Genomic DNA, 25,455 nt, shown 5'->3' with positions numbered 1-25,455 from the left:
CGCCACAGTGCCGGTGTAGCTCAGCTGGTAGAGCACGTCATTCGTAATGATGGGGTCGGGGGTTCGAGTCCCTTCACCGGCACCACTATCCTCAGAAGATAGTCGAAAAGCAGCCGCCCTCAGGGGCGGCTGCTTTCGTTTCGATCATTGCGAAATGCGCGCTAAAGGGCGTTTGGCTGAAACTTGCGCCGCGGGACAATCATGCAACCATCGGGGCTTGCATGTTCAATCGCATATTCAATTCACGATGAATTCAGCATGCAACGCACCGGCGGAGTTGATGCTCTTGAGGATGTCGATCATGTCGCGGGGACTCACGCCGAGCGCGTTGAGCCCCGAAACCACCTCCGAAAGTGTGCTGCCTTCCGCGATTTCGGCCATACGGAGTCCGGGCTCTTCGGTGAGGCTTGCCTGTGAACGCGGTACGATCACCGTCTCGCCTTGCGAAAACGGGTTCGGCTGTACGACGAGGGGATGCTCCTCGACTTTCAGTGTCAGGTTCCCCTGACTGACGGCGACGTGGGAGATACGAACGTTCTGCCCCATGACGATCGTACCGGAGCGCTGATCGACGACGACACGCGCGCGCTGCTCTGGCTCCACCGAGAGGTTCTCGACCCGGCCGATCGCATGGGCGACAGAGCGCGCCCCGGTCGAACGGATGTTCAGCGCGACCGTCCCGCCATCCATCATCTCGGCGACTCGCCTGCCGTATTCACGATTGATGACGCCCTCGATCCGCGCGGCGGTGGTGAAATCGGGCGTGCGTAGGGCAAGACGGATGGTCGCGAGATCATTGATCGTGAAATCAATCTCGCGTTCGACCCGTCCGCCCGAGGGGATGTTGCCCGATGTCGGCACACCTTGCGTGACCGAGGCCCCCTGGCCCCCGGCGCTCGCGCCCCCGGCGATGATCGTTCCCTGCGCAACGGCATAAATCTCGCCGTCCGCCGCCTTGAGCGGTGTCATCACCAATGTCCCGCCGAGCAGGCTCTTTGAGTCGCCGATCGCCGAGACCGTAACGTCGATCTGGCTTCCAGCGCGGGCGAAGGGGGGAAGTGTCGCGGTGATCATCACGGCGGCGACGTTCTTCGGTCGGAATTGCTCTCCAGTAACGTTAACGCCAAGCCTCTCGAGCATGTTCGACATGATTTCTTCCGTGAAAGGCGCATTGCGCAGCCCGTCGCCGGTGCCGTTGAGCCCGACCACGAGCCCGTAGCCAATCAAATCGTTGCCCCGGACGCCGTCGAATTCGACGAGATCCTTGATCCGGATCGGTGCGGCACTTGCGAACTCGGGGAGGAGCAAAGTGAGGAGAAGAAGGAAGATTTTCATCGCAGATAATCCGTCATCGACAGCGACGAAAGCCGCGATGTGAGCGTGTAAAGAGTTTCCAACTGGGTTCGAACCGCTTCGAGCGCGCTTGCACTTTCGTACGGATCGGCGCCGATCAATTCTGTGCGCGCGATCTCGAGCGCGGAACGTTCGGCCCCGTTTCTCACCTTGGCATCGGCGATCCTGGCCTCGACCGTGCCGAGATTTGCCGCGAGACCGGCGAGTGTGTCGTCTCCTTGGATCACCCGCTCGCCTGCGGCGGTCACTAGGCTGCTCCGGGCTTCCAGATCGCCCGAAAACAAGCCCTCCGCCAACAGAGCCGCCATGGCGAACCCCTTCATCGCGTCGCGAAGCGCGGGGTCGATCGCGGTGATCTCGATCCGCGTGACCTCACCCTCCGCGATCCGGATTTGAGAGTGTGACGCGTCACCTTGATACTGTGTGGCGGCGAACCCCGCGGGATCATCGAACCAGTTGTCGATCCGCGTGATTGCGTCACTGGCATCGGTAACGCCGGAGAGTTCGGAAGAAAGGGCGGCCAGGATCACGTCGGCCCCGGGCAGAGGCCTTGTATCGGTCGCAGCGCCAGAGAAAAGATATCGACCGGCCAGATTCGTGTTCAGGGTCGATATCAACGTATCAAACCGCGTCGCCGCGTCGTTGACGGTCGCATCGATCATAGGCTTTGTCGCGGTCGTCGCGGCCGATAGCAGGGCTACGCCAATGCCGTCATTAAGATAACGGAGCGTTTGCAGCGATTGCTGCATGGTCCCGGCAATCAGGTCGGCTTCGGTCGTGGCGATATCGTAGGATTCAAGCATTGTGAGGCTGCGATCTATCCCGGCAAGGGAGATGAAATCGCCGGAAACCGCGGCGCCGAGATCCTGCTTGATCCCGCTGATCACTTCTTCGGTCAGCGTGGTCATGGCGGTCTTCAGTTGCAGGTTATGCTGCCGCATCTGAAAGCTCTGCGCCATGTCACCGACGGAAAGGTAGTTCATCTCACAACTCCAGAAGCTGTTGGATCAGGGCGTCGACGGTTTGAATGACGCGGGCATTGGCGGCGTAAAGTTCTTCGACCCGAAGGAGGTTCTGCATTTCCTGATCGGTATCGACGCCCTCGGAGAGCGCCATCGTATTCAAGGTCTCATGGCGCGTTGCGGAGAAGATTTCGCGTGACTGGGCGGACTGGCGAGCAGTTGAAACGCGGGAAAGCAGATCGGCGGCGAGACCGGAACTGCTACGCAGGGAAGGTCCGAAATCCCCCGAGACGGGCAAGGATTCCCGAGCAAGCGCATCAACCAGAGCAGAGAGATGCTCGGAATTTCCGACCGGGCCCGGGGCAATTGCCCCTAGCCCGTCGCGAAGGCGCCAGAGGGCGCCCCCTTGGGCGGGATCGGCCCGCGCGTTGATCTCGATGCGGCTCGCGAGACCGGTCTCAGAGAGAGGATCGGCCGGGCCGCCATTGTCGGTGAACAGACCCGGCACACCGCTTGCGAGCGTGGGATCGAGCGCAGGATCGGAAAAACGTCCGATCAGATCGCGGGCGTAAGCGTCGATCTGGCTTTGGGCGTCAGGAGCAATCTCGTCGCGGATCGCGAAGAGCGCGCCGAGTGTACCGCCGCCCATCACCCGCTCATCGGCGCTGGAAATTTCCATTCCATTCAGCGTGAGCCCGGAAAGCGCCCCGCCGTTTTCAGTCATATCCGCAGTGATGATGCCCGTCGGAGTAAAGCCGATCCGGGCGGGGGTACCCTCGAGCAGGATCGCGCCGCCGGTGGTGAAAAGTGCGATCTGATCGTTCTCGCGCGCGACCTGCCGTACCGGCACGATTTGCGACACCTGATCGACGAGTGCCTGCCTTTGGTCGAGAAGCGCATTGGCGTCGTGGCCGGAGGCGCGCTCGGCGAGGATGGTGGCGTTCAGATCGTCGATCTGTGTCAGCGTGTCGTTGAGAAAGTCGATCTGCTTCGCGATCTGTTGATCGGCGTCGATCCGGGTTTCCTGAAGGTTGCGCGAAACGCTGTTGAGATGAGTGGCGATCGCATCTGCGCTTTCGAGAACGGCGGCGAGGCGCGCGTCACTGTCGGGGCGGCTTGCAGCTTCGACAAGTGTCGCTTCGAAATCAGCAAGTTTCTGTGACAGAGAGTTCGGATCCTCGGGCGTTCCAAGCCAGCCCTCGAGCTGTGCATGGAATTCGCTGCGCAGAGATGCGTTTCCGGCCGCTGCATCGGCGAGGCGCAGGTCGCTGCGCAGGCCTTCATTCACCATGCGGTCGACGCTCAGAACGCGCACACCCGCGCCGTTGCCCCCCAACACCTGCGCGCCCAGGCGGATCTCGCGCTTGGCGTAGCCTTCGGTCAGCGCGTTGGCGGTGTTGGAGGCCACGACCTCGGCCATGCGCGAGGCCGCGTTGAGGCCCGACACGGCATTGGAAAGGGACTGAGAGATACTCATGATGGCCTCCGTGAGCCGATCCGGTCAGGATCAGCGCTTGATATTCGTCGTCTCCTGCAACATCTCGTCGACTGTCTGGATCACCTTCGCATTCGAGGAATAGGCGCGTTGCGTCTGGATCAGATTGGTAAGTTCCTGCGCGACATCGACGGTCGATCCCTCGCGTGCGTAACCCTCGACCGAGCCGGTCGGGCCGTCGCCGGCATCCCACAAGAAGAACGACCCCGAGGTAGGCGAGACCTGGAAGGTCTGGTTGTCGAGCGCGATCAACCCGTTCTGGTTGGGCACATCGACCAGCGGGATCTGGTAGACCGTGCGAATGAAACCGGTGTCGTAGGTCGCCTTGATATAGCCGTTCTCGTCGATCTCGACCGCGGTGAGATTGCCCACGGGCGAGCCATCCTTGGTGATCGAGGTGGGGGCGAAACTGTCGGAGAGCTGGGTCAGTCCGTTGGTGTCACCGATCTTGCCGATCGTCACTTCGAGCGGACCGCCCGCGACGGTGAGAGAGAGCGCGCCTGTCGCCGTATCGTAGGTGCCGCCAGAAACCACAGTGACCGAAGCCAGCGTGCCGCCCGCGCCGCGGCTGTCGTCGAAGGTCAGGGTATATTCGCCGATGATGCTTTCATCCGTCGCCACGGTCGCCGGATCGTCGACGGTCGCGCTGTCACGGATCACCATCGTCCAGGTGTTCGACGAACCGGTGGCCGGGATCGTGGGCGTGAAGCTGACATCAAGCGTCTCAGAAGTGCCGAGGTTGCCGAAATATTCGACCGACAGCGGCAGTGCCTCTCCGGTTGCGCCGGCATCGGTATCGACCGCGGGCAGATTCACCCCGAGGTTCATCCGCGTCGTTGGATCGCCAGCGGTCTGGTTGGCATTGATCACCACGGGTTCGAGCCCAGAGGTCGTGTCGCGCGGCAGGACCGGGATCGTTCCATCTGCATTGGCTGGCCAGCCGAGCAGAACCAGCCCCGAATCCGTTTTCAGCGTGCCGTCGGCATCGGTGCGGAAGGCCCCTGTGGTTGTCATCATCATCGGCTGATCGCCGGTGGTGTTGTCGAGCGATACCGAGGGGATCACCGGAAGCATGCCGCGCCCCGCCACGGCGATGTCGAGCGCATTGGCGGTGGAGACGAGCGACCCGCGTTCTTCGATCAGGCGCGTTGTCGCCGCGCGTACGCCGCCAGCCGAATAGGAGCCTGCGCCGCGTGCCTGGTTGATCACCATGCTCTCGAATTCGGCGATTGCCCGTTTGTAGCCATATGTACCCGAATTCGCGATGTTGTCCGAGATCGTGGCGAGCCGGGTGGCATTCGCGGCCAGACCGGCAACGCCCGCGTTCAGCGAGGAGGAAATGGACATGAGTGCGCCTTTCTGCTGCTGCGTCCGAAATTGGCAGCCACACTGGCGCACGGGTGTTTAAGATCCCCCTAACAGTCGCGAGAATCCGAAAACACGGTTAGCGGCGGTCGCGCAGCAAGATCACTTCCAGCCGGTTGTTGCGCCCGTCCATCGGTTGTTTCACGGAAGGTTTTCGGTCGGCATAACCGGTGACGCGCTGGATCCGGCGTTTCTCGAAACCGGCGCCTTCGAGCAGGCCGCGCATCGCCTGGGCCCGGGCGCTCGAAAGTTCCCAGGCGGGGTCTTGCGCGAGCATTTGCGGATAGGCGCGGGTATGCCCGTTGATCGCGAGATCGCTTTGCACGAGTCCGAATACCCGCGAAAGCATGGTCGCCAGCTCTTCGAGGATCGGTTCTGGTGCCGCACTGTCGGCGAAGAACAGTGGTTCTCCGGGAAGATCGAAGAACTCGACGATCAGGCCTTCGTCGGTGAGCCTGGTAACGATGTGGCGCGCGAGTTGCTGGGTGACCATCGACTCGCCACCCACCCCGGTGAGCGCCTGTTCGATCGACTTCGACATCTGGTCGAACTGCGCCTTGTCGGTTTCCTGCTTGTCCTCGGCAGAGCTTTGCCCGCGGGCTTGTCGTTCTTCGGTGGGGCGGTATGAGGCCGCACCGGTTCCGGTCTGCGCGATCTGGTCTTCGGAAAAGACGGAATCACCTCCGAATGCGCCCTCGCCGCCGCCGGAGATCCGGTTGATCGGGACCGTCGGATTGAAGTAATCCGCGATCCCCTTGCGTTGTTTCTCGGTTGTCGCGTTCAGCAACCACATCAGCATGAAGAAGGCCATCATGGCGGTGACGAAATCGGCATAGGCAACTTTCCATGCCCCGCCGTGGTGACCGTCGCCGCCCGAAATCTTCTTGCGCTTGATGATGATTGGCGCCGCATTGTCGCGGTTGCTCATCCCACCACCTCTTTTCACCCGAAGACCGATGTAGCAATGCCGCATTAACAGCCCGTTGACGGATAAAATGCGTGCTATTTCGCGGATTGCTTGTCGTGGAACGGACAATCACTAAATTTGTCCAATGAGCTTTCAGTCCGCCCCACTTGAACTCGATCCGGCACAGCTGATGGCTTGTCCGCAATGCGATGCGTTGCACCAGGCCCAGCATCTGCCAGACGGCAAGCGTGCGCGCTGCCGACGTTGCGGGACGGTCCTGATCTCGCCGCGAGAACGGTCCTTCCTGCATGTGATCGCGCTGTCCTTTACGGGCATGATCCTGATGATCGGGGCGATCTTCTTCCCGTTCCTCGAGATTTCGGCGCGTGGTCTTCATCATGAAAGCTCGATCTTCGGCGTTGCGATGGCGTTTTCGGAAGGGTGGCTCGCGCCGTTGGCCTTCGCGGTTCTGTCGATGATCGTGGCACTGCCGATCTTCCGTTTCGTGGCGTTGATCTACACGCTCTGGCCTCTGGCAAACGGACGGCCCGCCTGGCCGCATGCCGCGACGATGTTCCGGCTGGCCGAAGAAAGCCAGCCCTGGGCGATGGCCGAGATCTTCATCATCGGGACCGCAGTGGCACTGGTGAAGCTCGCGGGGCTCGCCAAGGTCTCGCTCGGGCCCGCCTTCTGGGCGTTTTGCGCGCTGATCATCGTGATCGCCCTGAAGGATTCCTTTGTCAGCAAGTGGACGATATGGGACGCGATCGAACGCAAGTAAACGTGCTCACCGCGACCGATGCGGGGCTGATCGGCTGCACGCGCTGCGGCAAGGTCTGGACGCGCGATCACAGCTATTGCGAGCGGTGCGGCGCAAAACTGCGCAAGGTGGACACCCATGGCCTGCAAGCGGTTTGGGCGTGGTGGCTGGCGGGATTGATTTTCTACATCCCGGCAAACCTCTATCCGATGCTGCGCACCGCAACGCTTGGCGCGGAGCAGAAAAACACCATCGTCGGCGGTGCGATCGAGCTCTGGCGGCATCACAATTACGGCGTCGCGCTGATCATTTTCGTTGCCTCGGTGATGATCCCGATCGGCAAGTTCATCGCGGTCGCCTATCTCGCGCTTGCGGTGGGCAACGAGAAACGCCGCGGCGGGCATCCGCATCTGCGTCTCTTTGAGGTGGTCGAGTTCATTGGCCGCTGGTCGATGATCGACGTGTTCGTGGTGGCGATCCTCTCGGCGCTGGTGCAACTGGGATTTGTCGCCTCGATCCATCCCGGACCGGCCGCGGCGTCCTTTGCCCTGTCGGTTGCATTCACCATGCTTTCCGCCCAAAGCTTTGACCCGCGCCTGATCTGGCGCGGCCCCGAAAGAGTGATTTGATGAGTGACAATTCCGACCCCGGCTCCTCAGAGCCCATGCCGGCCCAGCTTGAAACCTCCGAGGCTCCGCGCCCGATCTGGACGCGGCTTTCGGTCGTCTGGGTGGTGCCGCTGATCGCTCTTCTGATTACGCTCGGGGTTGCGTGGAAGACGTTTTCCGACCGGGGCATGCTGATCGAGATCGACTTCAAGGATGCCACCGGTGTCGAGATCGGCACGCCGCTGAAATTCCGCGAGGTCGAGGTCGGCAAGGTCGAAACGATCGGATTCACGCCGGATCTGACCAAGGTGCGGCTTGGCGTGAGGGTCGACAAGGATGTCGCGCCCTATGTCGATAACGAAACCAAGTTCTGGCTGGTGCGTCCCGAGGTCTCCGCGCGCGGGATCGAAAATCTCGGCACGGTGCTGTCGGGCACCTATATCGAGGGCTTCTGGAACGACAAGGCAGCGGCACCGCAGACCCGCTTCGAAGGGCTCGAGCAACCGCCGATTTCCCCAGACCCGACGCGCGGCACGATCATCGAGCTGCGCGCCAAGGATGCGGGCGGGATCGTCGATGGTGCGCCGGTGCTCTATCACGGGCTGACGGTGGGCCATTTGCAGAACCTGCGGCTCGACAAGGACGGCTCGGGTGTCGTGGTCGACGCTTTCATCGAGGCGCCGCATAACCAGCTTCTGACCACCGCGACGCGGTTCTGGGACACGTCCGGCTTCTCGGTGAAGTTCGATGCGTCGGGGCTTACGCTTGACGTGCGCTCGCTGGCGACTCTGGTGCAGGGCGGGGTGGAGTTCGAGACCTTCACCTCGGGTGGTGATCTTGTCGAGAATGGCCATGCGTTCCGGCTCTATGGCAGCAAGGATACGGCCGAAAACTCTGTCTTCCAGTCGGATGTGGTCGACCCGCCGCGTTACACGCTTTTGTTCGATGACCCCGTGCAGGGGCTGGAGATCGGCTCCAAGGTGCAGTTCCGCGGCGTCGAGGCGGGTGAGGTGACCGCGCTCGCGATCAAGATCCATACCGATGCGTCGGGGCAGCGCTATGCCCAACAGCAGGTGACGATCGCCCTTTCGCCCGACCGGCTGGGGCTCGCGCGGGATGCCGATGCGGAATCGGTGACGCAGTTCCTGCAAGGCGAGGTCGAGGGCGGGCTGCGTGCCCGGATCGCGGCAATCGGTCTTCTGGGCGGGACAATGGTGATCGAGCTTTCGGATGTCCCAGATGTGGCTGCCGCCGAGATGAACCTCGACACCCAGCCCTTCCCGTCAATCCCGACCGCGCCGGCAGCCGAGAACGATCTGGCGAAATCGGCCAAGGGCGTATTCAAGCGGATCGAGGGTCTGCCGATCGAGGATCTGATGAACTCCGCGATCCGCACGCTCGACTCGATCTCCGCCGTGGCCGAGAGCGAGGACACGCGCAAGGTGCCGGGTGAACTGTCGGGGCTTCTCGAACAGCTCAAGACCTTCGCGTCCGATCTCAACGAAAAGGATGCGGCCGACAAGACCGTCGCCGCGCTCGATCGGGTGACGGAGGCGGCCTCTTCGGTGCTGGAGGAAATCTCGGGCCTCGATCAGACGCTGGCCTCCGCCGATCGCGCGGCCTCGGCCATCGCGGATATGCCGCTCAAGGATATGGGTGACAAGCTTGATGCGATCCTTGCCGATATCAACGGGCTTCTGAACAAGCCCGGCACGCAGGATCTGCCGCAATCGCTCAACGCCACGCTGGAACAAACCGCGGCGATCCTCGAGCAACTGCGCCAGGCGGGCGCGGCCGAGAAGCTCAACGAAACGCTCGACGCCGCGCAAAGTGCCGCGCAATCCGTCTCGAAGGCGAGTGATCGCTTGCCCGAGCTGACCCGGCAATTGCAATCGCTCGTCGATCAGGCGCAGGCGCTGGTCGCGACCTATGGCCGGGGCTCGAATTTCTCGAACGAGACGGTCAATATGCTGCGAGAGCTGCGCCGGTCGATTGCCGATATCGGATCGCTCGCGCGGATGATCGAGCGCAATCCGCAGTCCTTCATTCTGGGCCGCTGACAGGAGATGACGATGAAACCCTTCCAGATTTTGCCGCTCTGCCTGCTGGCTCTTGCCGCCTGCTCGGATCCCGAAAAGATCGCGCGCTACCCGATCGATCCGCCCACTGCCGAGAAGGCGCTGCCGAACCGGTTGGGGCGTGCGGAGCTGCGTGAGGTTTCGATGCCGCAATACGCGACGGCGCAGGAAATCGCCTTCCAGACCGCCGATGGCGCGCTGCGTTCGAACCCGGACAATCTGTGGGCGGATGATCCGTCACGTGCCTTCACACTGTCACTGGCACGCCAGATCTCGGCGCTCTCGGGGGCGACGGTGATCTCCGAGCCTTGGCCGCTCGCCGATCCGCCCTCGCGCCGTGTCGAGGTCCGGATCGAGCAGATGCTGCCCGGTGCGGATGGTCAGTTGCATGTCGCTGGGGTCTATTTTGTGACGCCCGCTGGCTACGAAGGCGGGCGCGATGTCGTGCGGCGCTTCGATTTCACCGTACCGATCGCGGATCAGGAGCCGGGTACGATCGCCAAGGCGCAGAGCGCCGCGGTGACCGTTCTCGCGCGGCGGATCGCTCAGCTCGACTGATCGGGGCGGAAGCTGCCGAACTGTCCGCCCGAGAAGATGAGCGGTGTGCCTTCCGCAGCGCTTTCGAAACGTGTCACCCGGCCGATGATGATCGTGTGATCGCCACCGTCATGGCGTGCCTCCGTGACGCATTCGAACCGCGCGAGCGGGTCGGCCAGAAGCGGCACGCCCGCCTCGTTCTGCGTATAATCCAGCCCGGAAAACCCGGTGCCGCGGCGGGTGAAGCGATGCGCGAGATATTCCTGATCGTGGCGCAGCACGTGCACCGCGAAGGACGGGGTTTTGGTGAAATGCGCATGGCGGATCGAGCTCCGCGCCGCCGACCACAGGATCAGGGGCGGATCGAGCGAGACCGAGGCAAAACTGTTGACCGTCATGCCGACCGGACCGAGATGGTCGTCGCATTCGCAGGCCGTGATCACGGTCACACCGGTCGCAAAGCGCCCCAGAGCGTTGCGCAGACGTCGGGTCTCGGACGGGTCGGGCATTTCCCCGCCACGTACCGCGCGCTCCGCCCGGTTCATGGCGGCATCGATATCGTCGCTTTCGCTCATCCGATCTCCCTTTGGGCACAGACATAATGGCCCGGGCGGGGAGGGCAAGGCTCAGCGCTCCAATCCGATCACCCGATCGAGAGAAAACCGCCCCGGGCCTCGCGTGATCACGGTGAGCAATGCCACGGCCCAGAGCCCATGCGTCACCCAGGCGCCGGGATAGACGAAGATCTGAATGACCAGCGTCATTCCCAGTAGTGCCAGCGCCGAGAGCCGTGTCGCCAGGCCGAGGATGAGAAGGACCGGAAAGAAATGCTCGGCAAATGTTGCCAAGACCGCCGCCCAATTATGAGGGATCAAGGGGAGGGCGTATTCGTACTGGAATAGGGTGAAGGTCGAGTCCTTGATCCTGATCCCCTCGACCTTGGTGCGTCCCGACATCCAGAACACTGCCGCCGGAAAGATCCGGGCGGCGATCAGGGGCAGCTCACGAGGGATAAGGGATGTCGCTCGGATGATTCCTCGATAGAGGTGGAATAGACCCTTTTTCTGTGGTCTTGCTCCGATTGCGCTGGTCATTTCCCATTCCCTCCCTTTCGGCCCGCGCCAACGATCAGCGCGTTTTCGACAAGCAGCAGAAATGCTGCGTTCAACTCGAATCCCTCTCCAGCGGATGCCTGGGCCTCGGCGAAGGTTCGGCCGTTTAGCAGGGCGGAAATGAAGCGCCCGATCGGTGCGGGCACGGTGCGGGTGACGACTTCGGCGAGCCCTTTGCGCGCGATCAAAACCGTCTCAGGCGCCCATTGCGCAGCTGTCGGTGCGGGCGCTCCGCCGGGTTGTTGCGACGCCCAGATCGACCCCGCCGGAGTGAGCATTTGTAAAACCTGCACCGACGGGTGGAGGAAAAGCCGCAGTTTCTCCCCGGCCTCTTGCGCAATCGCCTGCAGATCCCGAGGCATCATTGGGTCCGCATCGGCCGAGTGATAGGCGCGACTGCGCGCCCATTCGATCTGCGCAACGTCGGGCAGGTAGGTCAGCGACTGAAACGTCTCTATTTCGGCGAGGAACGCTGCGAATTCCTCGCCCCACTCGGTCAAGACCGGTGTTCGCGGTGGATACTGGTCGATGAAAAGCCGTGCCGTCCCATTGAAACACTCCTCGCCCAGTAGCCGCTCGATCACCGGGTAATGGCGTGCAAGGGCCTGCGAGAGGCTGTGCGCGACGTTATTGCGGTAGACGTCAAAACGCCGCTCTGTCTCGGCAGGCTGGCACGCGGTTGCGTTCTCGGGCGCGACGCCGCCCCTGATCGCATCACGAAAGCTGCGCGCGAAATCACGATGCGAGAGCATGGCTTTGCCCTTCCAATATGGTGCGCGCACGCTCTGCTTCGGCCATCAGAACCGGGAAGGCAGGAACGTCATTGTCCCATTCGATCAGGCTGGGAAGAGGCCCAATTTTCGAGACTATTTCAGCATAAAGTGCCCAAACGGGTTCTGCGACTTCCCGCCCGTGGCTGTCGATCAGGAATGGTCCGGAGGGCAGATCTTCCTCTTCATGCCCGGCCAGATGAACCTCTCCAATCTGCGCCAACGGGAACTCCGCGAGATAGGCGCGCGGATCCTGCCGATGGTTCACGCAGGAGACAAAAACGTTGTTCACATCGAGAAGCAGCCCGCAGCCGGTGCGCCGGCTGATCTCGGACAGAAACGCGGTCTCGGGAATGTCGGAATTATCGAAGAGAACATAGGTGGCGGGGTTTTCGAGCAGCATCTGACGCCCCAGATGCTCTTGCACCTCGTCTACGTGATCACATACGAGATTCAGCGTCTCCTGAGTATAGGGTAGTGGCAGCAGGTCATGCATCCAGGCCCCGCCATGGCTCGCCCAGGCGAGATGTTCGGAAAAGCTCTCCGGATCGTAGCGATCGCAAAGCGCTTTGAGCCGCGCAAGGTGACCGCGATCGAGCGGATCTGGCCCGCCGATAGACAGGCCAACGCCATGAACCGACAGCGCGTAATCCTCTCGCAGCCTTTGCAACATCGCATGGGGCAGACCACCCGCGCCCATGTAATTCTCGGCATGGATTTCGAAAAACCCCAGATCGGGCCTGGTTTCGGCGATGGTGGGGAAATGCTCGGGCTTGAATCCCAGTCCCGGTTTGCGCGGCAGCGTCATGGTGGCCTCCCTTAACAGAGGAGGGGCGGGACAGGCCCGCCCCGACCTGTGATCACATCTCCTTCGGCATGAGCGAGCCCATCCCGTGCGGCGTCTCGATCGTCTCGCAGGTGCCCGCCGGGACGAGTTTCCAGGCGTTGCCCTGATAATCCTTCGTTGCAGTACCGGCGCAGGTCGTGCCGGGGCCCGCCGCGCAGTCGTTCTGGCCCGCCATCGCGACGCCGTAGCACTTCTCCATCTTCATCTCGTCGGCATGTGCAGCGCTCGCGATGCCCATCGCGCAGCTCAGAGCGGCAGCAATGCCAAGGGTGGTTTCGGTCTTCATGGTGATCTCCCTGATTGGATCTGTATCGGACCCGTTGCGGTCCTGACCTCTCTTCGGGGTGGATCGCGGCGGCGTTACAGGCTCACGCTTCCGTGATCGAAAAAAGTTTTTCCCGCGCACCGTAACGAAGGCATGATCGGCAACGAAGGGTAGGCGATGATGCATGATCGGCAGGCAGACTGGACGCGGCTTCTCAGGGCCGCCAACGCAGGCGATGCGCGCGCCTACGGTCTGTTTTTGAACGCGGTGACTCCGGTGCTGCGCGCAGTCGTGCGGGCGCGCGGGGCGGGCCTGCCGGAGGCCGATTGCGAGGATGTCTTGCAGGAGGTTCTGCTCGCGATCCATCTCAAGCGCCACACTTGGCGCGAGGACGAACCGGCCGCGCCCTGGTGTTATGCGATCGCCCGGCACAAGGTGGTCGATGCGTTTCGCAAGCGGGGCCGTCGGATCCACCTTCCGGTTGAGGATTTCGCCGAGATCCTGCCTGCGGCGCCCGAGGCTGATCCGACCGAGCAGGCCGATATTGAGACGTTTTTGAGCCATCTGGAGCCGAGGGCCGAGCAACTGGTCCGGGCGATCGGGTTGGAAGGGAAAAGCATCGCCGAGATAGGTGACGCGATGGATATGAGCGAGGGGGCGGTGCGCGTGATGCTGCACCGCTCGCTCAAGAAACTGGCCGCGCTTCGAGAGAGACTGATCGAGATATGAAGACCGAAGATCTGTTGGCATTACTGGAGAAGGACGAGCTGCGCGAGCCGCATGCGGGAAGGGTGCTCTGGCACTGGCTGATCCCGGCGCTGATCCTGTCGGCGCTCGCGATGGCGGGGCTTTTGGGGGTTCGCTTTCCGATGGAAAAGACCCTGATGACGCCGGATATTGCCCCGAAATTCTACCTGCCGCTTCTGCTCGGGGTGATCGCAATGCCGGTCGCGCTGAAATTCGCCCGTCCGCTTGCGCGCGCCCGGCTGAGCTGGGTGTGGATATTCCCGGTGATCGGGCTGCTTCTGATCGGCTATGCCTATCTCACCACGCCCGAAAGCCAGCGCATGATGGATTTTCGCGGCAAGACGATCCTGCCCTGCCTGCTTTCGATCCCGATGTTTTCCGCGCCTATCCTCGCAGCCGTGCTCACCAGCCTGCGTCAGGGCGCGGTGATGGCACCCGAGCGCGCGGGGGCAGCCGCCGGGCTTGCCGCCGGAGGGCTCGGCACAGCGATCTATGCGCTCCATTGCACCGAGGACAGCCCGCTTTTCTATGTAACCTGGTATGGCGCAGGGATCGCGATCACCGTGATCGCAGGGGCGCTTCTGGGACGGCTCTTGCTACGCTGGTAGGGTCTATTCCGGCCAAAATGCGAGGTTTTCGAGAAAAGCGGCGTGCAGGGCCGCATTCGACACGATCAACCCGTTCGACAGCGGAGGCGCGCGGTTGAAGTGGAGCTCCTTGCCGTGCCGGTCCGTCGCCAGCAGCCCGGCGCGCCGCGCGATCAGGCTTGCCGCCGCAATATCCCATTCCCATGCCTTGCGCAGAGAAATCGTCGCATCGAATTTGCCCTCTGCCACGAGGCAGAGCCGCCAGGCGAGAGAGGAACGGAAGTTGCGTTTGTACCCCGGCAGCCCGTGTCTCCAAAGGGTGGGGTTGTCCGAAAGCCTCGAGGTCAACACGCTTGCGCCCTCCAGCTCGGAACGCGCTGCCGGGGCAATCGGCTCGCCATTGAGCAGGGCCGGCCCGTCGATCGTCGCGGTATAGGTGAGGTCATGCACCGGCAGGTGAACGACGCCCGCCACGACCTCGCCCCCACGGGCCACCGCAAGCGCATGGGCGAAACTTCCATCATCGTTGAGAAAGGCGCGGGTGCCGTCGATCGGGTCGACGATGAAGGTCGCGGGCGCCGCCAGACGCGCCGGATCGTCCGCGCTTTCCTCGGACAGCCATCCGTAATCGGGACGCGCGCCACGCAGCTGCTCTTCGAGCAGGTCATTGACGGCGAGGTCGGCCTCGGAGACAGGTCCCGCACCGCCATCCTTCTCCCATGAGGTCGGCGCTTTCTTCCAATATTTCAGGGCGAGCTTCCCGGCCTCCTTCGCGGCCTCTGTCAGCAGCGTCAGATCAGTCTCCGGCAAGCGTCATCCCTTCGAGAAGTAGCGAGGGCACGATATGGCTCAAATGCAGACGCGCGTCATTGGCGGGCCGCAGGCTACGCAGCATCTCGCGCAGGTTGCCTGCGATGGTGCATTCGTTGACCGGATAGACGGGCACGCCATTCTCGACCCAATAGCCCGAGGCTCCGCGCGAGTAATCGCCTGTATTGGGGTTGATCGTGGCACCGATGAAAGAGGTCACGAGAAGGCCGGTGCCCATCTCGGCCAGTAGCTCCTCGCGGCTCTGCTCGCCCTGGGTCAGGGTAACGTTGCCGACACCGGGCGAGGGCGGGGCAGAGGTGCCGCGCCCGGCATTGGCCGTCGATTGCAGCCCGAGCTTGCGCGCGGTCGCGAGATCGAGCGTCCAGCTTTTCAAAACGCCGTTCTCGACGATCATCCGACGCGTGGTCGGCAGGCCTTCGGCGTCGAAGGGGCGTGAGCCCGAGACCCGTTTGCGATGCGGCTCCTCGCTTAGCGAGAGATGATCGGGCAGTACCGGCTGATCCATCGCGTCGCGCAGCCACGAGGCCCCGCGTGCGATCGACTGGCCGTTGATCGCCGAGAGAAGATGCCCGATCAGGCTGCCCGAGACGCGCTCGTCGATCAGCACCGGATAGGCGCCGGTTTTCGGGCGGCGCGGATTGGCGCGGGCCACGGCGCGTTCGCCGGCCAGTTGGCCCACCTCGCGCGCGCTGGGCAGATCGGCCTGGAACACGCGGCTTTCGGCGGCCCAGTCGCGCTCCATCGACAGGCCTTCGCCCGAGATCGCGACCGCCGAGACCGACCGCGCACTGCGATCGTAGCCACCTTCGAACCCGTTCGACGCGGCGAGGTGCATCCGGCGGTAGGAATAGGCGGCCGAGGCGGATTGCACCTGCGAGACCCCGTCTACGGCCAGCGCCGCCGCCTCGGCCTCCAGAGCGTCGCGTTGCAGATCGACGGCGGACGGCTCTGCGCTCGGATCGGCAAGCTCCATCCCGGCGGCATCGCGGGTCTGCGACAGCTGCGAAGGATCGGCGAGACCGGCAAAGGGATCATCGGGCGCTTCCTGAGCCATCGCGACCGCGCGCTGCGCCATCTCGTCAAGCGTGCGGCTGGAGATATCGGAGGCGGATACGCAGGCTTGCTTGCCACCGAAGAGCACGCGCAGACCGATCTCGATCCCTTCGGAGCGCTCGGCCTGTTCGAGCTTGCCTTCGCGAACGTCGATCGCGACCGAGCGTCCGTCCACCGCGATCGCATCCGCCGCAGGGGCGCCCGCGCGTTTCGCCGCTTCCAGAAGCGCCTGGGTCAGATCGGACAGGGACTGCTCGGACATTTCCACCTCTTGAGAAAGACCGGAGCCGCCCGGGTGTCCCGGACGGCTCCGCGCCGTTATGTGTTGTCCTTACTGGACGCGCTGGCCGTTGACGAGGATTTCCCCGCCATCCTTGAACTCGACCTTCGATTCATAGGCGTCATCGCCGGTCGGCTTGGCATAGAGGCCCAACATCATCCGGCCGAACATGATCTGATCTTGCGGCACCAGACCCATCGCGACGAGCTTGTCCATCAGCGCGTTCGCTCCGGTCAGGCTCAGGTCGATCGCACCCTTGGGCATCGGCATCGGCCCGTCATTCTGGATTTCCAGCGCACCCGAGCCGTTCAACTCGGCACCCACGACGGACAGGTGCACGTCCTTGATGTCGACCGAATTCACCTGCATCGGCGGTGCCGGCATGGCGGCGACGGCCGGAGAGAAGAGATCATCGGACAGCGTCATCTTGCCGGTCACGTCGATCCTCAGCGTCGCCGGGTCGCGCGGCAGGTTCTGGCCCGGATCGAACATGTTCCACAGATCATCGGAGACGGTCAGCCCGTTGAGAGCGAACTTCGCCTTGAAGTCCTGATCCGCATCACCCTTCGACACCGGCATCGCGAAATCCATATTCGCCGATTCCAGCGCCAGATTGACCGGGAAGGGCAGTTCTTTCGTGGTCATTTCGACCTTGCTGCCCTCGCTCGTGCCGGCGAAGTGGATACCGTCCTTCGACATCCCGATATCAAGCGCGCCGCCACTGTCGGTGGTCTTTTGCGAGACCGGCCCGTCGGGGCTGTCCACGTTCATCGCGTATTCCGAGGCCGCGTATTTCAGCGCGACCTGAATATTCGCACCGGCATTGAGCGCCTCGTCGAGCTTCTCCATCGGCACACCATTGGGCAGCACGAAACGGCCGTCATAGGTGACATCCGAGACCTGACCATCGAAGTTGAAAGTGCCGCCGCCCTCAGGATCGGCGCCCGATGCGGTGAATTTCACCAGACCGGTCTTGATCGCAGAGGTCACGTCATGCGCCTCGCCCAGCTTCATCTCGTAGGTGCCGGTGGTGTTTTCCATCGCGAGCCAGATCTTGACCGGGATGGACTGATCGCCCGCATCGCCGCTCTGGTCCATCTCGACCGTCACCTTGGGCGCGTCGATGGCGTAGATCATGTCCTCGGGCGTTCCCGAGACCACGATCGAGCTGTCGGTCTGCGTCATCACCATGTCGAGCGACATCGCCGGCTGATCGGGCAGGTCCGAGCTCGCCACGCCGGTCATCTTCTCCGACATCGTGGCTTCCACCGTGCCATCGCCGCGATCGCGCAGCTTCAGCTCGGGGATCGTCATCGTGAAGCTGGAATCGTCCATCTCGTTCGTGATCTTCACATCCGTGACGGTAAGCGTATCGCCGCTGCGGTCGGAGTTGCCGACCATCACGTCATAGCCATAGCTCTGATAGCCTTTTTGCCAGCCGTCCCAGACCTGCTCGGGCGTGACATCCGCGAACCCGGCTGTGGTCGAAAGAAGCGTGACAATCACCGCGCCGGTTCCGGCGGGTTTCAACCAGGACATGACGATACCTTTCGATAGAAAACAAAATCGGCACATCCTCCCGTGGGGATGCGCGATGGTCAAGGCCCGGTATCGCTGTTAGATCGAAGGGAGGATGCCAAAGCTGGAGATTGTGATGATCCGCCACCAGATCGAGGACGGGCTCTGGACCGTGACGATTGACCGGCCCGAAAAGGCCAATTCGCTCACGCAGGCGATGCTGAATGAAATCGCGGATCTGGCCGAACGCGCCAAGGCCGAGGAGGCGCGGGTTTTCGTGCTGACGGGCATCGGGAAAGTGTTTTCCGCCGGGGCGGATCTGGATGAGGCGCGTAGCGGCACGTTGGCGACCGATCCGGTTTGGGAGCGGCTCTCGGGCGCGATCGCGGCGCTGCCCTGCCTGACGATCGCGGCGCTCAATGGCACGCTGGCGGGAGGCGCGATGGGAATGGTTCTGGCCTGCGACCTGCGCATCGCGGTCCCGGGGGCCAAGTTCTTCTACCCGGTGATGAAGCTGGGCTTTTTGCCGCAGCCTTCGGACCCGCCGCGCATGGCCGCTCTGATCGGGCCCGCGCGGGCGAAGATGATCCTGATGGCGGGTCAGAAGATCGAGGCCGAGGAGGCGCTGGGTTGGGGGCTGATCGACCGGATCGTGGCGCCCGAGGCTCTGATGGAGACCGTGGCAGGTCTCGCGGCCGATGCGCGCGGGGCCAAACCGTCCCATGTCGCGGGGATCAAGGGTCTTATCCCCTGAAACGCGAACGGCCCGGGTCATCCCCGGGCCGTAAGCATTGCGAAAGAGGGTCCGCTCAGGCGTAGACGCTCTCTTTGCCGAAATGCTTGGTCAGCATGTAATAGACGACGGCGCGATACTTGTTGCGCTCCGAACGGCCGTAGGTCTCGATCACGCTGTCGATCGCGTCCATCAGTTCCGGGCCATCGGCGAGGCCGAGCTTCTTGACGAGGAAGTTGTTCTTGACGGTTTCCAGTTCGCCCTTGTCCGAACCGGCGACGGTCGAGGCATCCGCATCGTAGATCGAGGGGCCGCAGCCGATCGTGACCTTGGTCAGCAGATCCATATCCGGCGTCATGCCGCATTTGGTTTTCAGATCGTCAGCATATTTCTCGATCAGCTCGTCTCTTTTACCCATGAGTCCCACCTGTTGAAGTTAGATCATTCGAAATTGTGGCAGGCGCAGGGTAAGCCCGGATAAAGAAAATACAAAGCCAAAATCTTGGGGAAAAGCGGCGTCACTTTCCCCCGCGACACGAGAGGCGCTGGATAAAGGTCGGGTCGGGGTCGAGGCGGGCTGCGGGATTGCCTCAGCCTAGCGCGACAGGGGGCTTGCGACAAACAAAGGCCGCACCCGGAGGCGCGGCCTTGTCGATGCGATAGTCGCGTCGATCAGTAGCGGTAATGCTCGGGCTTGAAGGGCCCTTCGACCGTGACGCCGATATACTCCGCCTGATCGGGGCGCAGCTCGGTGAGTTTGACGCCGATCCGGTTGAGATGCAGGCGCGCGACCTTTTCGTCGAGATGCTTGGGCAGGATGTAGACGCCGGGCGCATACTCCTCGCCCTTGGTCCACAGTTCGATCTGCGCCAGCACTTGGTTGGTGAAACTCGCCGACATCACGAAGCTCGGGTGGCCGGTGGCGTTGCCGAGGTTCAGCAGGCGGCCTTCCGACAGAAGGATGATGCGCGCGCCCGAGGGCATCTCGATCATGTCCACCTGGTCCTTGATGTTGGTCCATTTGTGGTTCTTCAGGCTCGCCACCTGAATTTCATTGTCGAAATGGCCGATATTGCCGACGATCGCCATGTCCTTCATCGCGCGCATATGCTCGATGCGGATGACGTCCTTGTTGCCGGTGGTGGTGATGAAGATGTCGGCGCTGTCGACGACGTCTTCCAGCACGACGACTTCGAACCCGTCCATCGCGGCTTGAAGCGCGCAGATTGGATCGACTTCGGTCACTTTCACGCGGGCGCCTGCGCCGCGTAGCGAAGCGGCCGAGCCCTTGCCCACATCGCCATAGCCGCACACGACGGCGACCTTGCCGGCCATCATCGTGTCGGTGGCACGGCGGATGCCGTCCACGAGGCTCTCTTTACAGCCGTATTTGTTGTCGAATTTCGATTTGGTGACGGAGTCATTCACGTTGATCGCCGGGAAGGGCAGGAGGCCCTTCTTGTGCAGATCGTAGAGGCGATGCACGCCGGTCGTGGTCTCTTCCGAGACGCCCTTGATCGCGTCGCGCTGCTGTGTGAACCAGCCGGGGCTTTCCTTCATGCGCTTCTTGATTTGGGCGAAAAGCGCCTCTTCCTCTTCCGACGTGGGTACTTCGATCAGGCCGGTCTCGCCATTCTCGACGCGGGCACCCATCAGGATATAGAGCGTCGCATCCCCGCCATCGTCGAGGATCATGTTGCAGGTGCCTTCCTCGAACTGGAAGATCTTGTCGGTGTAGGACCAGTATTCCTCCAGCGTCTCGCCCTTGATTGCGAAGACCGGGGTGCCGCCCGCGGCGATCGCCGCCGCCGCGTGATCCTGCGTCGAGAAGATGTTGCACGAGGCCCAGCGAACATCCGCGCCGAGCGCCTTGAGCGTCTCGATCAGCACGGCGGTCTGCACCGTCATGTGCAGCGAGCCCGCAATCCGCGCGCCTTTCAGCGGCTGGCTCTCGCCGAATTCGGCGCGGCAGGCCATCAGGCCCGGCATCTCGGTTTCGGCAATGTCGAGCTCCTTGCGGCCGTAATTCGCCAGGGCGATATCCTTGATGATGTAGTCGGCCATCTGCGGCTCCCAAATCTGAATTTGGGCGCTATGTAGCACTGCATTGGTGAACCGGCAATGAAGCCTGCCGTGCCGTCACGTCGCGGGGAGGATGCCCTCGCGACCGAGCAGAGCGACCGGGTTGTCACCCTGTTCCCAGCCCATTCCCGACGAGACCACGCAAGACACGCCATCGGCACGGGTGTAAACCGCCGTCCAGGTGCCCATGACAGAGGATGCCCAAAGCTCGACCGAACGGTTGTCGCCAAGAGCTTTCTTGACGCGGGGACTCTCGGCGAAATCGTGATCGAGCGTTTTCAGCAAGGCCGCACGCTCGTCGCAATAGGGCACGTCGGGGCTCTGTGCCGCGCCGATCGTCGTAATCTTGTCGAAGGCGGAAAGGTCGCCATAGGGAATGTTCGAGCCGATATCGTCCATCGGACGCCCATCGCCCTCGTACCCGTTCAGCATGATCTGCCGCGGGGATTGCTCCAACGGAGCGACCTCATTCGTGACCTTGGCGATCGCGATCGTCGCGGGAATGGTGAGGGCCACGATTCCGGCGGTAAGAATGGATGTCTTTGAGGCGTGCATCTGCGTCCTCCTTCTCTCTCCTTGTCGACATTGAAACGAGAAAGGCGGGAAAATGTTCCCGCAGGCTCTGCCGTTTACAGGCGGAGGTGCTTTGGGTAGTCACGGCAAAGCTGTCCAAAGCGCTGACGACACCATTCAGAGAGGCTCGCATGAAACGCGCCTGGCAACGCATGCTTTCGGGGCGCAGGCTTGACCTGCTGGATCCGACGCCCGTCGATATCGAGATTGAGGATATCGCGCATGGGCTCGCCTTCGTGGCCCGCTGGAACGGGCAGACTTTCGGCGACTGGCCTTATTCGGTGGCCGAGCACTCGCTGCTGGTCGAACAGATCTTCAGCCATCAGAACCCGAAGATCGAGCCGCGCTGGAAACTCGCGGCGCTGCTGCATGATGCGCCCGAATATGTGCTGGGCGACATGATCAGCCCGGTGAAGGCGGCAATCGGGGAAGGCTATGGGGTGCTCGATGCGAAGCTCGATGCGGCGGTGCATATCCGCTTCGGTTTGCCCGCGGCATTGCCGGTGAAAATCAAGCGGGCGATCAAGAAGGCCGATATCGTCTCCGCGCGGCTCGAAGCGGAACAGATCGCGGGATTTTCGACCAAGGAGGCCGACAAGATTTTCGGCAAGATCGGTCCGGAATATACCGAGCGGTTCAAAATCCATTTGCGTCCTCCTTCGGAAGTCCGGAAGGATTATACGGCGCGGCACGAGGCTCTATTGGCGGAAATCTGAAAATAAAAATGCCCGCGATTTGCGGGCATTTTCAATTCAGATTTCAATCAAGGCGCGAGTTTTAAATCGCGAGATCATCCAGGGATTTACCCGAGGCGAGCGCCTCTTCGACCCAGCGCGGTTTACGGCCGCGGCCGGTCCAGGTCTGGCTGGAATCGGCGGGGTTGGCGTATTTCGGCGCAACGGTGCGGCGCGGCTTGGACGAGCCACCGGTCAGCTCTGCCAGCGAGAAACCCATATCACGGGCGGCTTTTTCAAGCTGCTCGAGCGCTTCCTTTTTCTTGCGGTCTTCATAACCGGCAATCGCCTTGTCGACCTGTTTGCGCAGGGTTTTCAGTTCGTCGAGCGACATCGTGTCGAGATTCATGAGAAATGCTCCGGAATTTTTCCGGAGCATTGATAGCATACAGGAATTAATTTCAACCGATTTTTTATTAACGCGGGCTGCGTTTCGCCAAAATACGCTGAAGCGTGCGGCGATGCATATTCAGACGGCGCGCGGTTTCCGAGACGTTGCGGTCGCACAATTCGTATACGCGCTGAATATGTTCCCAGCGCACGCGATCGGCGCTCATCGGGTTTTCCGGCGGCGGCGGGGCGGTTTCACCTCTGGCAAGAAGGGCATTGGTGACATCGGTCGCATCGGCCGGCTTGGCGATGTAATCGGTTGCGCCCATTTTCACTGCGGCGACGGCGGTGGCGATCGCCCCATAGCCCGTCAGAACCACGATCCGCGCATCGGCACGCTTCTCGCGCAGCGCTTCGACCACGTCGAGCCCGTTACCATCCTCAAGACGCAGGTCGATCACCGCATAGGCGGGCGGGTTGGATTGAACGATTGCGCGTCCGGCGGCCACCGTTTCCGCGGTTTGCGGTTCGAAGCCACGTTTTTCCATCGCGCGGGCGAGCCGCGTCAGGAACGGAACGTCGTCATCCACGATGAGAAGTGACTTGTCCGGTCCGATATCCGCGCTGTTATCCTCGACCATGGAAACCCCCGTCCTGTTTTCCTGCTTCGGTTTTAAGCTCTTGACCCTTCGGGGTCAATTTCCGCTTGCGGCGGTCTCGCCGGCTTTCTTCCAGGCATCGACAAAACAAGCCACCTTGTCGGCCATCTGATCGGGCGTGGTGTCGCGATTGAAATATTCGACGAAGCCGATTTTCGGGAAAACGAGATAACTCTGCGTCGAATGATCGATCAGCGTATAGGGGTCGTCCGGATCCTGAACCTTGAAATAGGTCCGATACTCCTGGGAGGCTTTCCGGATCTGCTCGGGCGTGCCGGTGAGGCCGATCATTTTCGGGCTCATGAGTTCGGTAAAGGCGCGTAGCGTTTCGGGCGTGTCGCGCGCGGTATCGACCGAGATGAAGACCGGCGTGACCGAGTAGCCGCGGCTTTCCAGGATGGCGACGGCTTCGGCGTTGCGCGCGCTGTCGAGCGGGCAGACATCGGGGCAATAGGTATAACCGAAATAGATGATGCTCGGCTCGGTGATCACATCCTTGTCGGTCACCGTCTTGCCGTTCTCGTCCGTGAGGGTGAAAGGCCCGCCGATCTGGCCGGTGCCGCCCGCAACCACGCTCGAGCGGCATTGCGCGAAGATATCGTCATTCGCGACGCGTGTGCTGGCAAACCAGGTGATCCCCAAACCCGCCACCACGGCAATCGCGGCCCCGATGGCCGAAAATTTCGCGACAGTGTTCATTTGCTCGTCTCCCTCGTGTCCGCGGTGCATTGATCGCGCGAAGAGGGCCGATTATCAATGTTTTCGTGCGGCGTTTGTTTCACGTTGCGCGGTTTCGACGCGGAGGAAACATGGCCCAACGCCTGGAAGCCGAGCCCGGCCCGGCCGAGACGCATCACGACTGGGTGCGGCTGCGCACACTCATAATCTTGCGCTGGACGGCGATCCTCGGGCAGCTCGGCGCGATTCTCGTCACCTATTATGTCTATGATATCGCCCTTGATTTGCCGCTCTGTCTTGCGACGGTCGGTGCGGCGGTCGCGGCCAACCTCGTCGCGATCTTCCTCTTTCCCGACACCAAGCGGCTGACCCAGACCGAGGCCGCGGCGACGCTTCTGTTCGATATGGCGCAACTGGCGCTGCTCCTGTCGATCACCGGCGGGATGAACAATCCCTTCGCCCTTCTCATCCTGGTTCCGGTCACGATCGCCGCGACCGCTCTCGAGCGTTCGGCAACGATCTTCCTCGGCCTCTCGACGATGGTGATGATCTCGATCGTGGCCGTCATTTACCTGCCTCTGGTCAGCAAGACCGGCGAGGTGATCGCCGTGCCGGACGTCTTCGAATTCGGCTATTGGCTTGCGATCATCATCGGGGTGGCCTTCCTCGGGGCTTATGCGCACAAGGTCTCGACCGAGGTACGCTCGATGGGGGACGCCCTGCGCGCGACCCAGCTTGCGCTCGCGCGCGAGCAGAAGCTCACCGATCTAGGTGGGGTCGTGGCTGCCGCAGCGCATGAGCTGGGTACGCCGCTTGCGACGATCAAGCTGGTAAGCTCCGAGCTTGCCGACGAACTCGACGACAAGCCCGAGCTGCGCGACGATGCGCTGCTCATCCGCGAGCAGGCTGATCGGTGCCGCGATATCCTTCACTCGATGGGACGTGTCGGAAAAGACGATCTGCATATGCGCACCGCGCCGCTCCTGGCGGTGCTGCGCGAGGCGGCGGATCCGCATCTTGAGCGCGGAATCGAGATCGTCTTCGATGCGCATCCCGCCGAGGGCGGATCTGAACGCCAGCCGACGATCTATCGCTATCCCGAGCTGATCCATGCGCTGCGCAATTTCATTCAGAACGCGGTGGATTTCGCGCGCTCGACCGTCTGGGTCGAGGCCGAATGGGATGCCGAGCGGATCACGGTGCGGGTTATCGACGACGGCAAGGGCTTTCCGGCCAATGTCCTCAACCGTATCGGAGATCCGTTCCTGCAACCGCGCTCGAACGCGTCGGAGCGCAAGGATTACGAGGGAATGGGGCTTGGCGTGTTCATTGCCAAGACGCTGATCGAACGCACCGGCGGGCGGCTCAGTTTTGCCAATGGCGATGCGCCCTATGCCTCGGCTTCCGACAACCCGACCCGTTCCGGTGCGGTGGTCGAAGTGGTTTGGCCTGCCCAACGCATCCTCGCGCAGAAGGAAGGAGCGCTGGGGTTCAATCAGCCGATCGAGCTCTGAGACCTACGGACAGCGCCGCAAATTTGGGTTTAACCCGGAATTAACCATTTCAGCGACAAGCTCCGACCCGGACAGGT

28 protein-coding genes and 1 tRNA gene are annotated in these 25,455 nt (G+C 62.3%); 10 read left to right on the top strand and 19 right to left on the bottom strand.

The window, feature by feature from the left end:
- Positions 1–9 precede the first annotated feature (9 nt).
- Positions 10–85 (top strand) — tRNA-Thr (locus BMG00_RS08815).
- Between the two features lie 152 nt (positions 86–237).
- Here the strand turns inward: BMG00_RS08815 and BMG00_RS08810 are convergent.
- From BMG00_RS08810 to BMG00_RS08790, 5 genes are all read right to left on the bottom strand, one after another.
- Complete coding sequence (locus tag BMG00_RS08810; RefSeq protein WP_078574036.1) at positions 238–1,335, bottom strand: flagellar basal body P-ring protein FlgI; 1,098 nt, start codon at positions 1,333–1,335, stop codon at positions 238–240.
- A complete protein-coding gene (locus BMG00_RS08805; protein ID WP_078574034.1) occupies positions 1,332–2,336 on the bottom strand; it encodes a flagellin in 1,005 nt (334 codons plus the stop codon). Before BMG00_RS08805 ends, BMG00_RS08810 begins: the two co-directional genes overlap by 4 nt.
- Position 2,337: 1 nt before the next feature.
- Positions 2,338–3,792, bottom strand: coding sequence for a flagellar hook-associated protein FlgK (gene flgK, locus BMG00_RS08800; RefSeq protein ID WP_078526507.1), 1,455 nt, complete (start codon positions 3,790–3,792; stop codon positions 2,338–2,340).
- A 30-nt stretch (positions 3,793–3,822) separates the two neighbouring features.
- Entirely contained in the window at positions 3,823–5,157 is a 1,335-nt protein-coding gene (locus BMG00_RS08795) for a flagellar hook protein FlgE (RefSeq protein ID WP_078526505.1), read from the bottom strand.
- Between the two features lie 97 nt (positions 5,158–5,254).
- Complete coding sequence (locus BMG00_RS08790; protein ID WP_078574031.1) at positions 5,255–6,103, bottom strand: flagellar motor protein MotB; 849 nt, start codon at positions 6,101–6,103, stop codon at positions 5,255–5,257.
- Positions 6,104–6,227: 124 nt separating this feature from the next.
- Between BMG00_RS08790 and BMG00_RS08785 the strand changes: the two genes are divergently transcribed.
- The 4 genes from BMG00_RS08785 to BMG00_RS08770 are packed head-to-tail and all read left to right on the top strand — an operon-like array spanning position 6,228 to position 10,086.
- The gene (locus BMG00_RS08785; RefSeq protein WP_078526501.1) at positions 6,228–6,863 is read left to right on the top strand and encodes a paraquat-inducible protein A; all 636 of its coding nucleotides are present in this window, start codon (positions 6,228–6,230) and stop codon (positions 6,861–6,863) included.
- Positions 6,839–7,471, top strand: coding sequence for a paraquat-inducible protein A (locus BMG00_RS08780; RefSeq protein ID WP_078574030.1), 633 nt, complete (start codon positions 6,839–6,841; stop codon positions 7,469–7,471). The genes BMG00_RS08785 and BMG00_RS08780 overlap by 25 nt, the downstream gene beginning before the upstream one ends.
- Entirely contained in the window at positions 7,471–9,510 is a 2,040-nt protein-coding gene (locus BMG00_RS08775; RefSeq protein WP_078526497.1) for a PqiB family protein, read from the top strand. The genes BMG00_RS08780 and BMG00_RS08775 overlap by 1 nt, the downstream gene beginning before the upstream one ends.
- 12 nt (positions 9,511–9,522) lie before the next feature.
- Positions 9,523–10,086 carry a PqiC family protein gene (locus tag BMG00_RS08770; protein WP_158521704.1) on the top strand — a complete coding sequence of 188 codons (564 nt, stop codon included), beginning with the start codon at positions 9,523–9,525 and terminating at the stop codon, positions 10,084–10,086.
- Here BMG00_RS08770 and BMG00_RS08765 read toward each other — a convergent pair.
- From BMG00_RS08765 to BMG00_RS08745, 5 genes are all read right to left on the bottom strand, one after another.
- On the bottom strand, positions 10,074–10,610 hold the full coding sequence (locus BMG00_RS08765) for a flavin reductase family protein (RefSeq protein ID WP_245795007.1): 537 nt from the start codon (positions 10,608–10,610) through the stop codon (positions 10,074–10,076). The genes BMG00_RS08770 and BMG00_RS08765 overlap by 13 nt on opposite strands.
- Positions 10,611–10,691: 81 nt before the next feature.
- A complete protein-coding gene (locus BMG00_RS08760) occupies positions 10,692–11,159 on the bottom strand; it encodes a DoxX family protein (RefSeq protein ID WP_078526491.1) in 468 nt (155 codons plus the stop codon).
- Complete coding sequence (locus tag BMG00_RS08755; protein WP_078574028.1) at positions 11,156–11,929, bottom strand: HvfC/BufC N-terminal domain-containing protein; 774 nt, start codon at positions 11,927–11,929, stop codon at positions 11,156–11,158. The genes BMG00_RS08760 and BMG00_RS08755 overlap by 4 nt, the downstream gene beginning before the upstream one ends.
- Complete coding sequence (bufB, locus tag BMG00_RS08750; RefSeq protein ID WP_078574026.1) at positions 11,913–12,755, bottom strand: MNIO family bufferin maturase; 843 nt, start codon at positions 12,753–12,755, stop codon at positions 11,913–11,915. The genes BMG00_RS08755 and bufB overlap by 17 nt, the downstream gene beginning before the upstream one ends.
- A 52-nt stretch (positions 12,756–12,807) precedes the next feature.
- Positions 12,808–13,080, bottom strand: coding sequence for a BufA1 family periplasmic bufferin-type metallophore (locus BMG00_RS08745; protein WP_078526485.1), 273 nt, complete (start codon positions 13,078–13,080; stop codon positions 12,808–12,810).
- Positions 13,081–13,236: 156 nt separating this feature from the next.
- Here BMG00_RS08745 and BMG00_RS08740 point away from each other — a divergent pair, with 156 nt between their 5' ends.
- The gene (locus BMG00_RS08740) at positions 13,237–13,788 is read left to right on the top strand and encodes a sigma-70 family RNA polymerase sigma factor (RefSeq protein ID WP_245794972.1); all 552 of its coding nucleotides are present in this window, start codon (positions 13,237–13,239) and stop codon (positions 13,786–13,788) included.
- A complete protein-coding gene (locus BMG00_RS08735) occupies positions 13,785–14,414 on the top strand; it encodes an NrsF family protein (RefSeq protein WP_078574025.1) in 630 nt (209 codons plus the stop codon). The genes BMG00_RS08740 and BMG00_RS08735 overlap by 4 nt, the downstream gene beginning before the upstream one ends.
- A gap of 3 nt (positions 14,415–14,417) precedes the next feature.
- On the opposite strand, the gene BMG00_RS08730 is transcribed toward BMG00_RS08735, so the two are convergent.
- The 3 genes from BMG00_RS08730 to BMG00_RS08720 form a co-directional block, all read right to left on the bottom strand.
- Positions 14,418–15,203, bottom strand: a complete 786-nt coding sequence (locus BMG00_RS08730; RefSeq protein WP_078526481.1) for a 3'(2'),5'-bisphosphate nucleotidase CysQ — start codon at positions 15,201–15,203, stop codon at positions 14,418–14,420.
- Positions 15,190–16,539 (bottom strand): TldD/PmbA family protein, encoded by a 1,350-nt coding sequence (locus BMG00_RS08725; protein WP_078526479.1) that lies wholly within the window; start codon positions 16,537–16,539, stop codon positions 15,190–15,192. Before BMG00_RS08725 ends, BMG00_RS08730 begins: the two co-directional genes overlap by 14 nt.
- A gap of 69 nt (positions 16,540–16,608) precedes the next feature.
- Positions 16,609–18,096: a DUF2125 domain-containing protein gene (locus tag BMG00_RS08720; RefSeq protein ID WP_158521703.1), complete on the bottom strand. Its 1,488-nt coding sequence runs from the start codon at positions 18,094–18,096 to the stop codon at positions 16,609–16,611.
- 115 nt (positions 18,097–18,211) lie between these two features.
- On the opposite strand from BMG00_RS08720, the gene BMG00_RS08715 reads away from it, so the two are divergent.
- On the top strand, positions 18,212–18,829 hold the full coding sequence (locus tag BMG00_RS08715) for an enoyl-CoA hydratase/isomerase family protein (RefSeq protein WP_078527231.1): 618 nt from the start codon (positions 18,212–18,214) through the stop codon (positions 18,827–18,829).
- 55 nt (positions 18,830–18,884) lie between these two features.
- On the opposite strand, the gene BMG00_RS08710 is transcribed toward BMG00_RS08715, so the two are convergent.
- From BMG00_RS08710 to BMG00_RS08700, 3 genes are all read right to left on the bottom strand, one after another.
- Complete coding sequence (locus BMG00_RS08710) at positions 18,885–19,226, bottom strand: DUF2853 family protein (protein ID WP_078526475.1); 342 nt, start codon at positions 19,224–19,226, stop codon at positions 18,885–18,887.
- A gap of 254 nt (positions 19,227–19,480) precedes the next feature.
- Positions 19,481–20,872 carry an adenosylhomocysteinase gene (gene ahcY, locus BMG00_RS08705; RefSeq protein ID WP_078574009.1) on the bottom strand — a complete coding sequence of 464 codons (1,392 nt, stop codon included), beginning with the start codon at positions 20,870–20,872 and terminating at the stop codon, positions 19,481–19,483.
- A 75-nt stretch (positions 20,873–20,947) separates the two neighbouring features.
- Positions 20,948–21,445 (bottom strand): hypothetical protein, encoded by a 498-nt coding sequence (locus BMG00_RS08700; protein ID WP_078574007.1) that lies wholly within the window; start codon positions 21,443–21,445, stop codon positions 20,948–20,950.
- Between the two features lie 149 nt (positions 21,446–21,594).
- On the opposite strand from BMG00_RS08700, the gene BMG00_RS08695 reads away from it, so the two are divergent.
- Positions 21,595–22,179: an HD domain-containing protein gene (locus tag BMG00_RS08695; RefSeq protein WP_078574006.1), complete on the top strand. Its 585-nt coding sequence runs from the start codon at positions 21,595–21,597 to the stop codon at positions 22,177–22,179.
- Positions 22,180–22,240: 61 nt separating this feature from the next.
- On the opposite strand, the gene BMG00_RS08690 is transcribed toward BMG00_RS08695, so the two are convergent.
- From BMG00_RS08690 to BMG00_RS08680, 3 genes are all read right to left on the bottom strand, one after another.
- Positions 22,241–22,546, bottom strand: coding sequence for an H-NS histone family protein (locus BMG00_RS08690; RefSeq protein WP_078526467.1), 306 nt, complete (start codon positions 22,544–22,546; stop codon positions 22,241–22,243).
- Positions 22,547–22,613: 67 nt separating this feature from the next.
- Positions 22,614–23,168, bottom strand: coding sequence for an ActR/PrrA/RegA family redox response regulator transcription factor (locus BMG00_RS08685; protein ID WP_078526465.1), 555 nt, complete (start codon positions 23,166–23,168; stop codon positions 22,614–22,616).
- A gap of 54 nt (positions 23,169–23,222) precedes the next feature.
- On the bottom strand, positions 23,223–23,885 hold the full coding sequence (locus BMG00_RS08680; RefSeq protein WP_078526463.1) for an SCO family protein: 663 nt from the start codon (positions 23,883–23,885) through the stop codon (positions 23,223–23,225).
- 110 nt (positions 23,886–23,995) lie between these two features.
- Here BMG00_RS08680 and regB point away from each other — a divergent pair, with 110 nt between their 5' ends.
- Positions 23,996–25,378, top strand: a complete 1,383-nt coding sequence (regB, locus tag BMG00_RS08675; RefSeq protein ID WP_078574004.1) for a sensor histidine kinase RegB — start codon at positions 23,996–23,998, stop codon at positions 25,376–25,378.
- Positions 25,379–25,455 lie beyond the last annotated feature (77 nt).

It is taken from the genome of Thioclava marina, assembly GCF_002020135.1.
GTDB lineage: Bacteria > Pseudomonadota > Alphaproteobacteria > Rhodobacterales > Rhodobacteraceae > Thioclava > Thioclava marina.
The sequence above is the reverse complement of the archived record's forward strand: the minus strand, read 5'-3'. Positions and strand labels throughout refer to the sequence as shown.

What these genes read in the sequence shown, in the direction of transcription:
- BMG00_RS08700 (WP_078574007.1), bottom strand. Translation starts at nt 21,445, where the DNA reads ATGCACGCCTCAAAGACATCCATTCTTACCGCCGGAATCGTGGCCCTC.
- BMG00_RS08720 (WP_158521703.1), bottom strand. Translation starts at nt 18,096, where the DNA reads ATGTCCTGGTTGAAACCCGCCGGAACCGGCGCGGTGATTGTCACGCTT.
- flgK (WP_078526507.1), bottom strand. Translation starts at nt 3,792, where the DNA reads ATGAGTATCTCTCAGTCCCTTTCCAATGCCGTGTCGGGCCTCAACGCG.
- BMG00_RS08685 (WP_078526465.1), bottom strand. Translation starts at nt 23,168, where the DNA reads ATGGTCGAGGATAACAGCGCGGATATCGGACCGGACAAGTCACTTCTC.
- BMG00_RS08725 (WP_078526479.1), bottom strand. Translation starts at nt 16,539, where the DNA reads ATGTCCGAGCAGTCCCTGTCCGATCTGACCCAGGCGCTTCTGGAAGCG.
- BMG00_RS08745 (WP_078526485.1), bottom strand. Translation starts at nt 13,080, where the DNA reads ATGAAGACCGAAACCACCCTTGGCATTGCTGCCGCTCTGAGCTGCGCG.
- BMG00_RS08795 (WP_078526505.1), bottom strand. Translation starts at nt 5,157, where the DNA reads ATGTCCATTTCCTCCTCGCTGAACGCGGGCGTTGCCGGTCTGGCCGCG.
- BMG00_RS08690 (WP_078526467.1), bottom strand. Translation starts at nt 22,546, where the DNA reads ATGAATCTCGACACGATGTCGCTCGACGAACTGAAAACCCTGCGCAAA.
- BMG00_RS08710 (WP_078526475.1), bottom strand. Translation starts at nt 19,226, where the DNA reads ATGGGTAAAAGAGACGAGCTGATCGAGAAATATGCTGACGATCTGAAA.
- BMG00_RS08755 (WP_078574028.1), bottom strand. Translation starts at nt 11,929, where the DNA reads ATGCTCTCGCATCGTGATTTCGCGCGCAGCTTTCGTGATGCGATCAGG.
- BMG00_RS08780 (WP_078574030.1), top strand. Translation starts at nt 6,839, where the DNA reads ATGGGACGCGATCGAACGCAAGTAAACGTGCTCACCGCGACCGATGCG.
- BMG00_RS08810 (WP_078574036.1), bottom strand. Translation starts at nt 1,335, where the DNA reads ATGAAAATCTTCCTTCTTCTCCTCACTTTGCTCCTCCCCGAGTTCGCA.
- BMG00_RS08770 (WP_158521704.1), top strand. Translation starts at nt 9,523, where the DNA reads ATGAAACCCTTCCAGATTTTGCCGCTCTGCCTGCTGGCTCTTGCCGCC.
- ahcY (WP_078574009.1), bottom strand. Translation starts at nt 20,872, where the DNA reads ATGGCCGACTACATCATCAAGGATATCGCCCTGGCGAATTACGGCCGC.
- BMG00_RS08765 (WP_245795007.1), bottom strand. Translation starts at nt 10,610, where the DNA reads ATGAACCGGGCGGAGCGCGCGGTACGTGGCGGGGAAATGCCCGACCCG.
- BMG00_RS08735 (WP_078574025.1), top strand. Translation starts at nt 13,785, where the DNA reads ATGAAGACCGAAGATCTGTTGGCATTACTGGAGAAGGACGAGCTGCGC.
- BMG00_RS08740 (WP_245794972.1), top strand. Translation starts at nt 13,237, where the DNA reads ATGATGCATGATCGGCAGGCAGACTGGACGCGGCTTCTCAGGGCCGCC.
- BMG00_RS08695 (WP_078574006.1), top strand. Translation starts at nt 21,595, where the DNA reads ATGAAACGCGCCTGGCAACGCATGCTTTCGGGGCGCAGGCTTGACCTG.
- BMG00_RS08805 (WP_078574034.1), bottom strand. Translation starts at nt 2,336, where the DNA reads ATGAACTACCTTTCCGTCGGTGACATGGCGCAGAGCTTTCAGATGCGG.
- BMG00_RS08790 (WP_078574031.1), bottom strand. Translation starts at nt 6,103, where the DNA reads ATGAGCAACCGCGACAATGCGGCGCCAATCATCATCAAGCGCAAGAAG.
- BMG00_RS08760 (WP_078526491.1), bottom strand. Translation starts at nt 11,159, where the DNA reads ATGACCAGCGCAATCGGAGCAAGACCACAGAAAAAGGGTCTATTCCAC.
- regB (WP_078574004.1), top strand. Translation starts at nt 23,996, where the DNA reads ATGGCCCAACGCCTGGAAGCCGAGCCCGGCCCGGCCGAGACGCATCAC.
- BMG00_RS08680 (WP_078526463.1), bottom strand. Translation starts at nt 23,885, where the DNA reads ATGAACACTGTCGCGAAATTTTCGGCCATCGGGGCCGCGATTGCCGTG.
- BMG00_RS08775 (WP_078526497.1), top strand. Translation starts at nt 7,471, where the DNA reads ATGAGTGACAATTCCGACCCCGGCTCCTCAGAGCCCATGCCGGCCCAG.
- bufB (WP_078574026.1), bottom strand. Translation starts at nt 12,755, where the DNA reads ATGACGCTGCCGCGCAAACCGGGACTGGGATTCAAGCCCGAGCATTTC.
- BMG00_RS08785 (WP_078526501.1), top strand. Translation starts at nt 6,228, where the DNA reads ATGAGCTTTCAGTCCGCCCCACTTGAACTCGATCCGGCACAGCTGATG.
- BMG00_RS08715 (WP_078527231.1), top strand. Translation starts at nt 18,212, where the DNA reads ATGATCCGCCACCAGATCGAGGACGGGCTCTGGACCGTGACGATTGAC.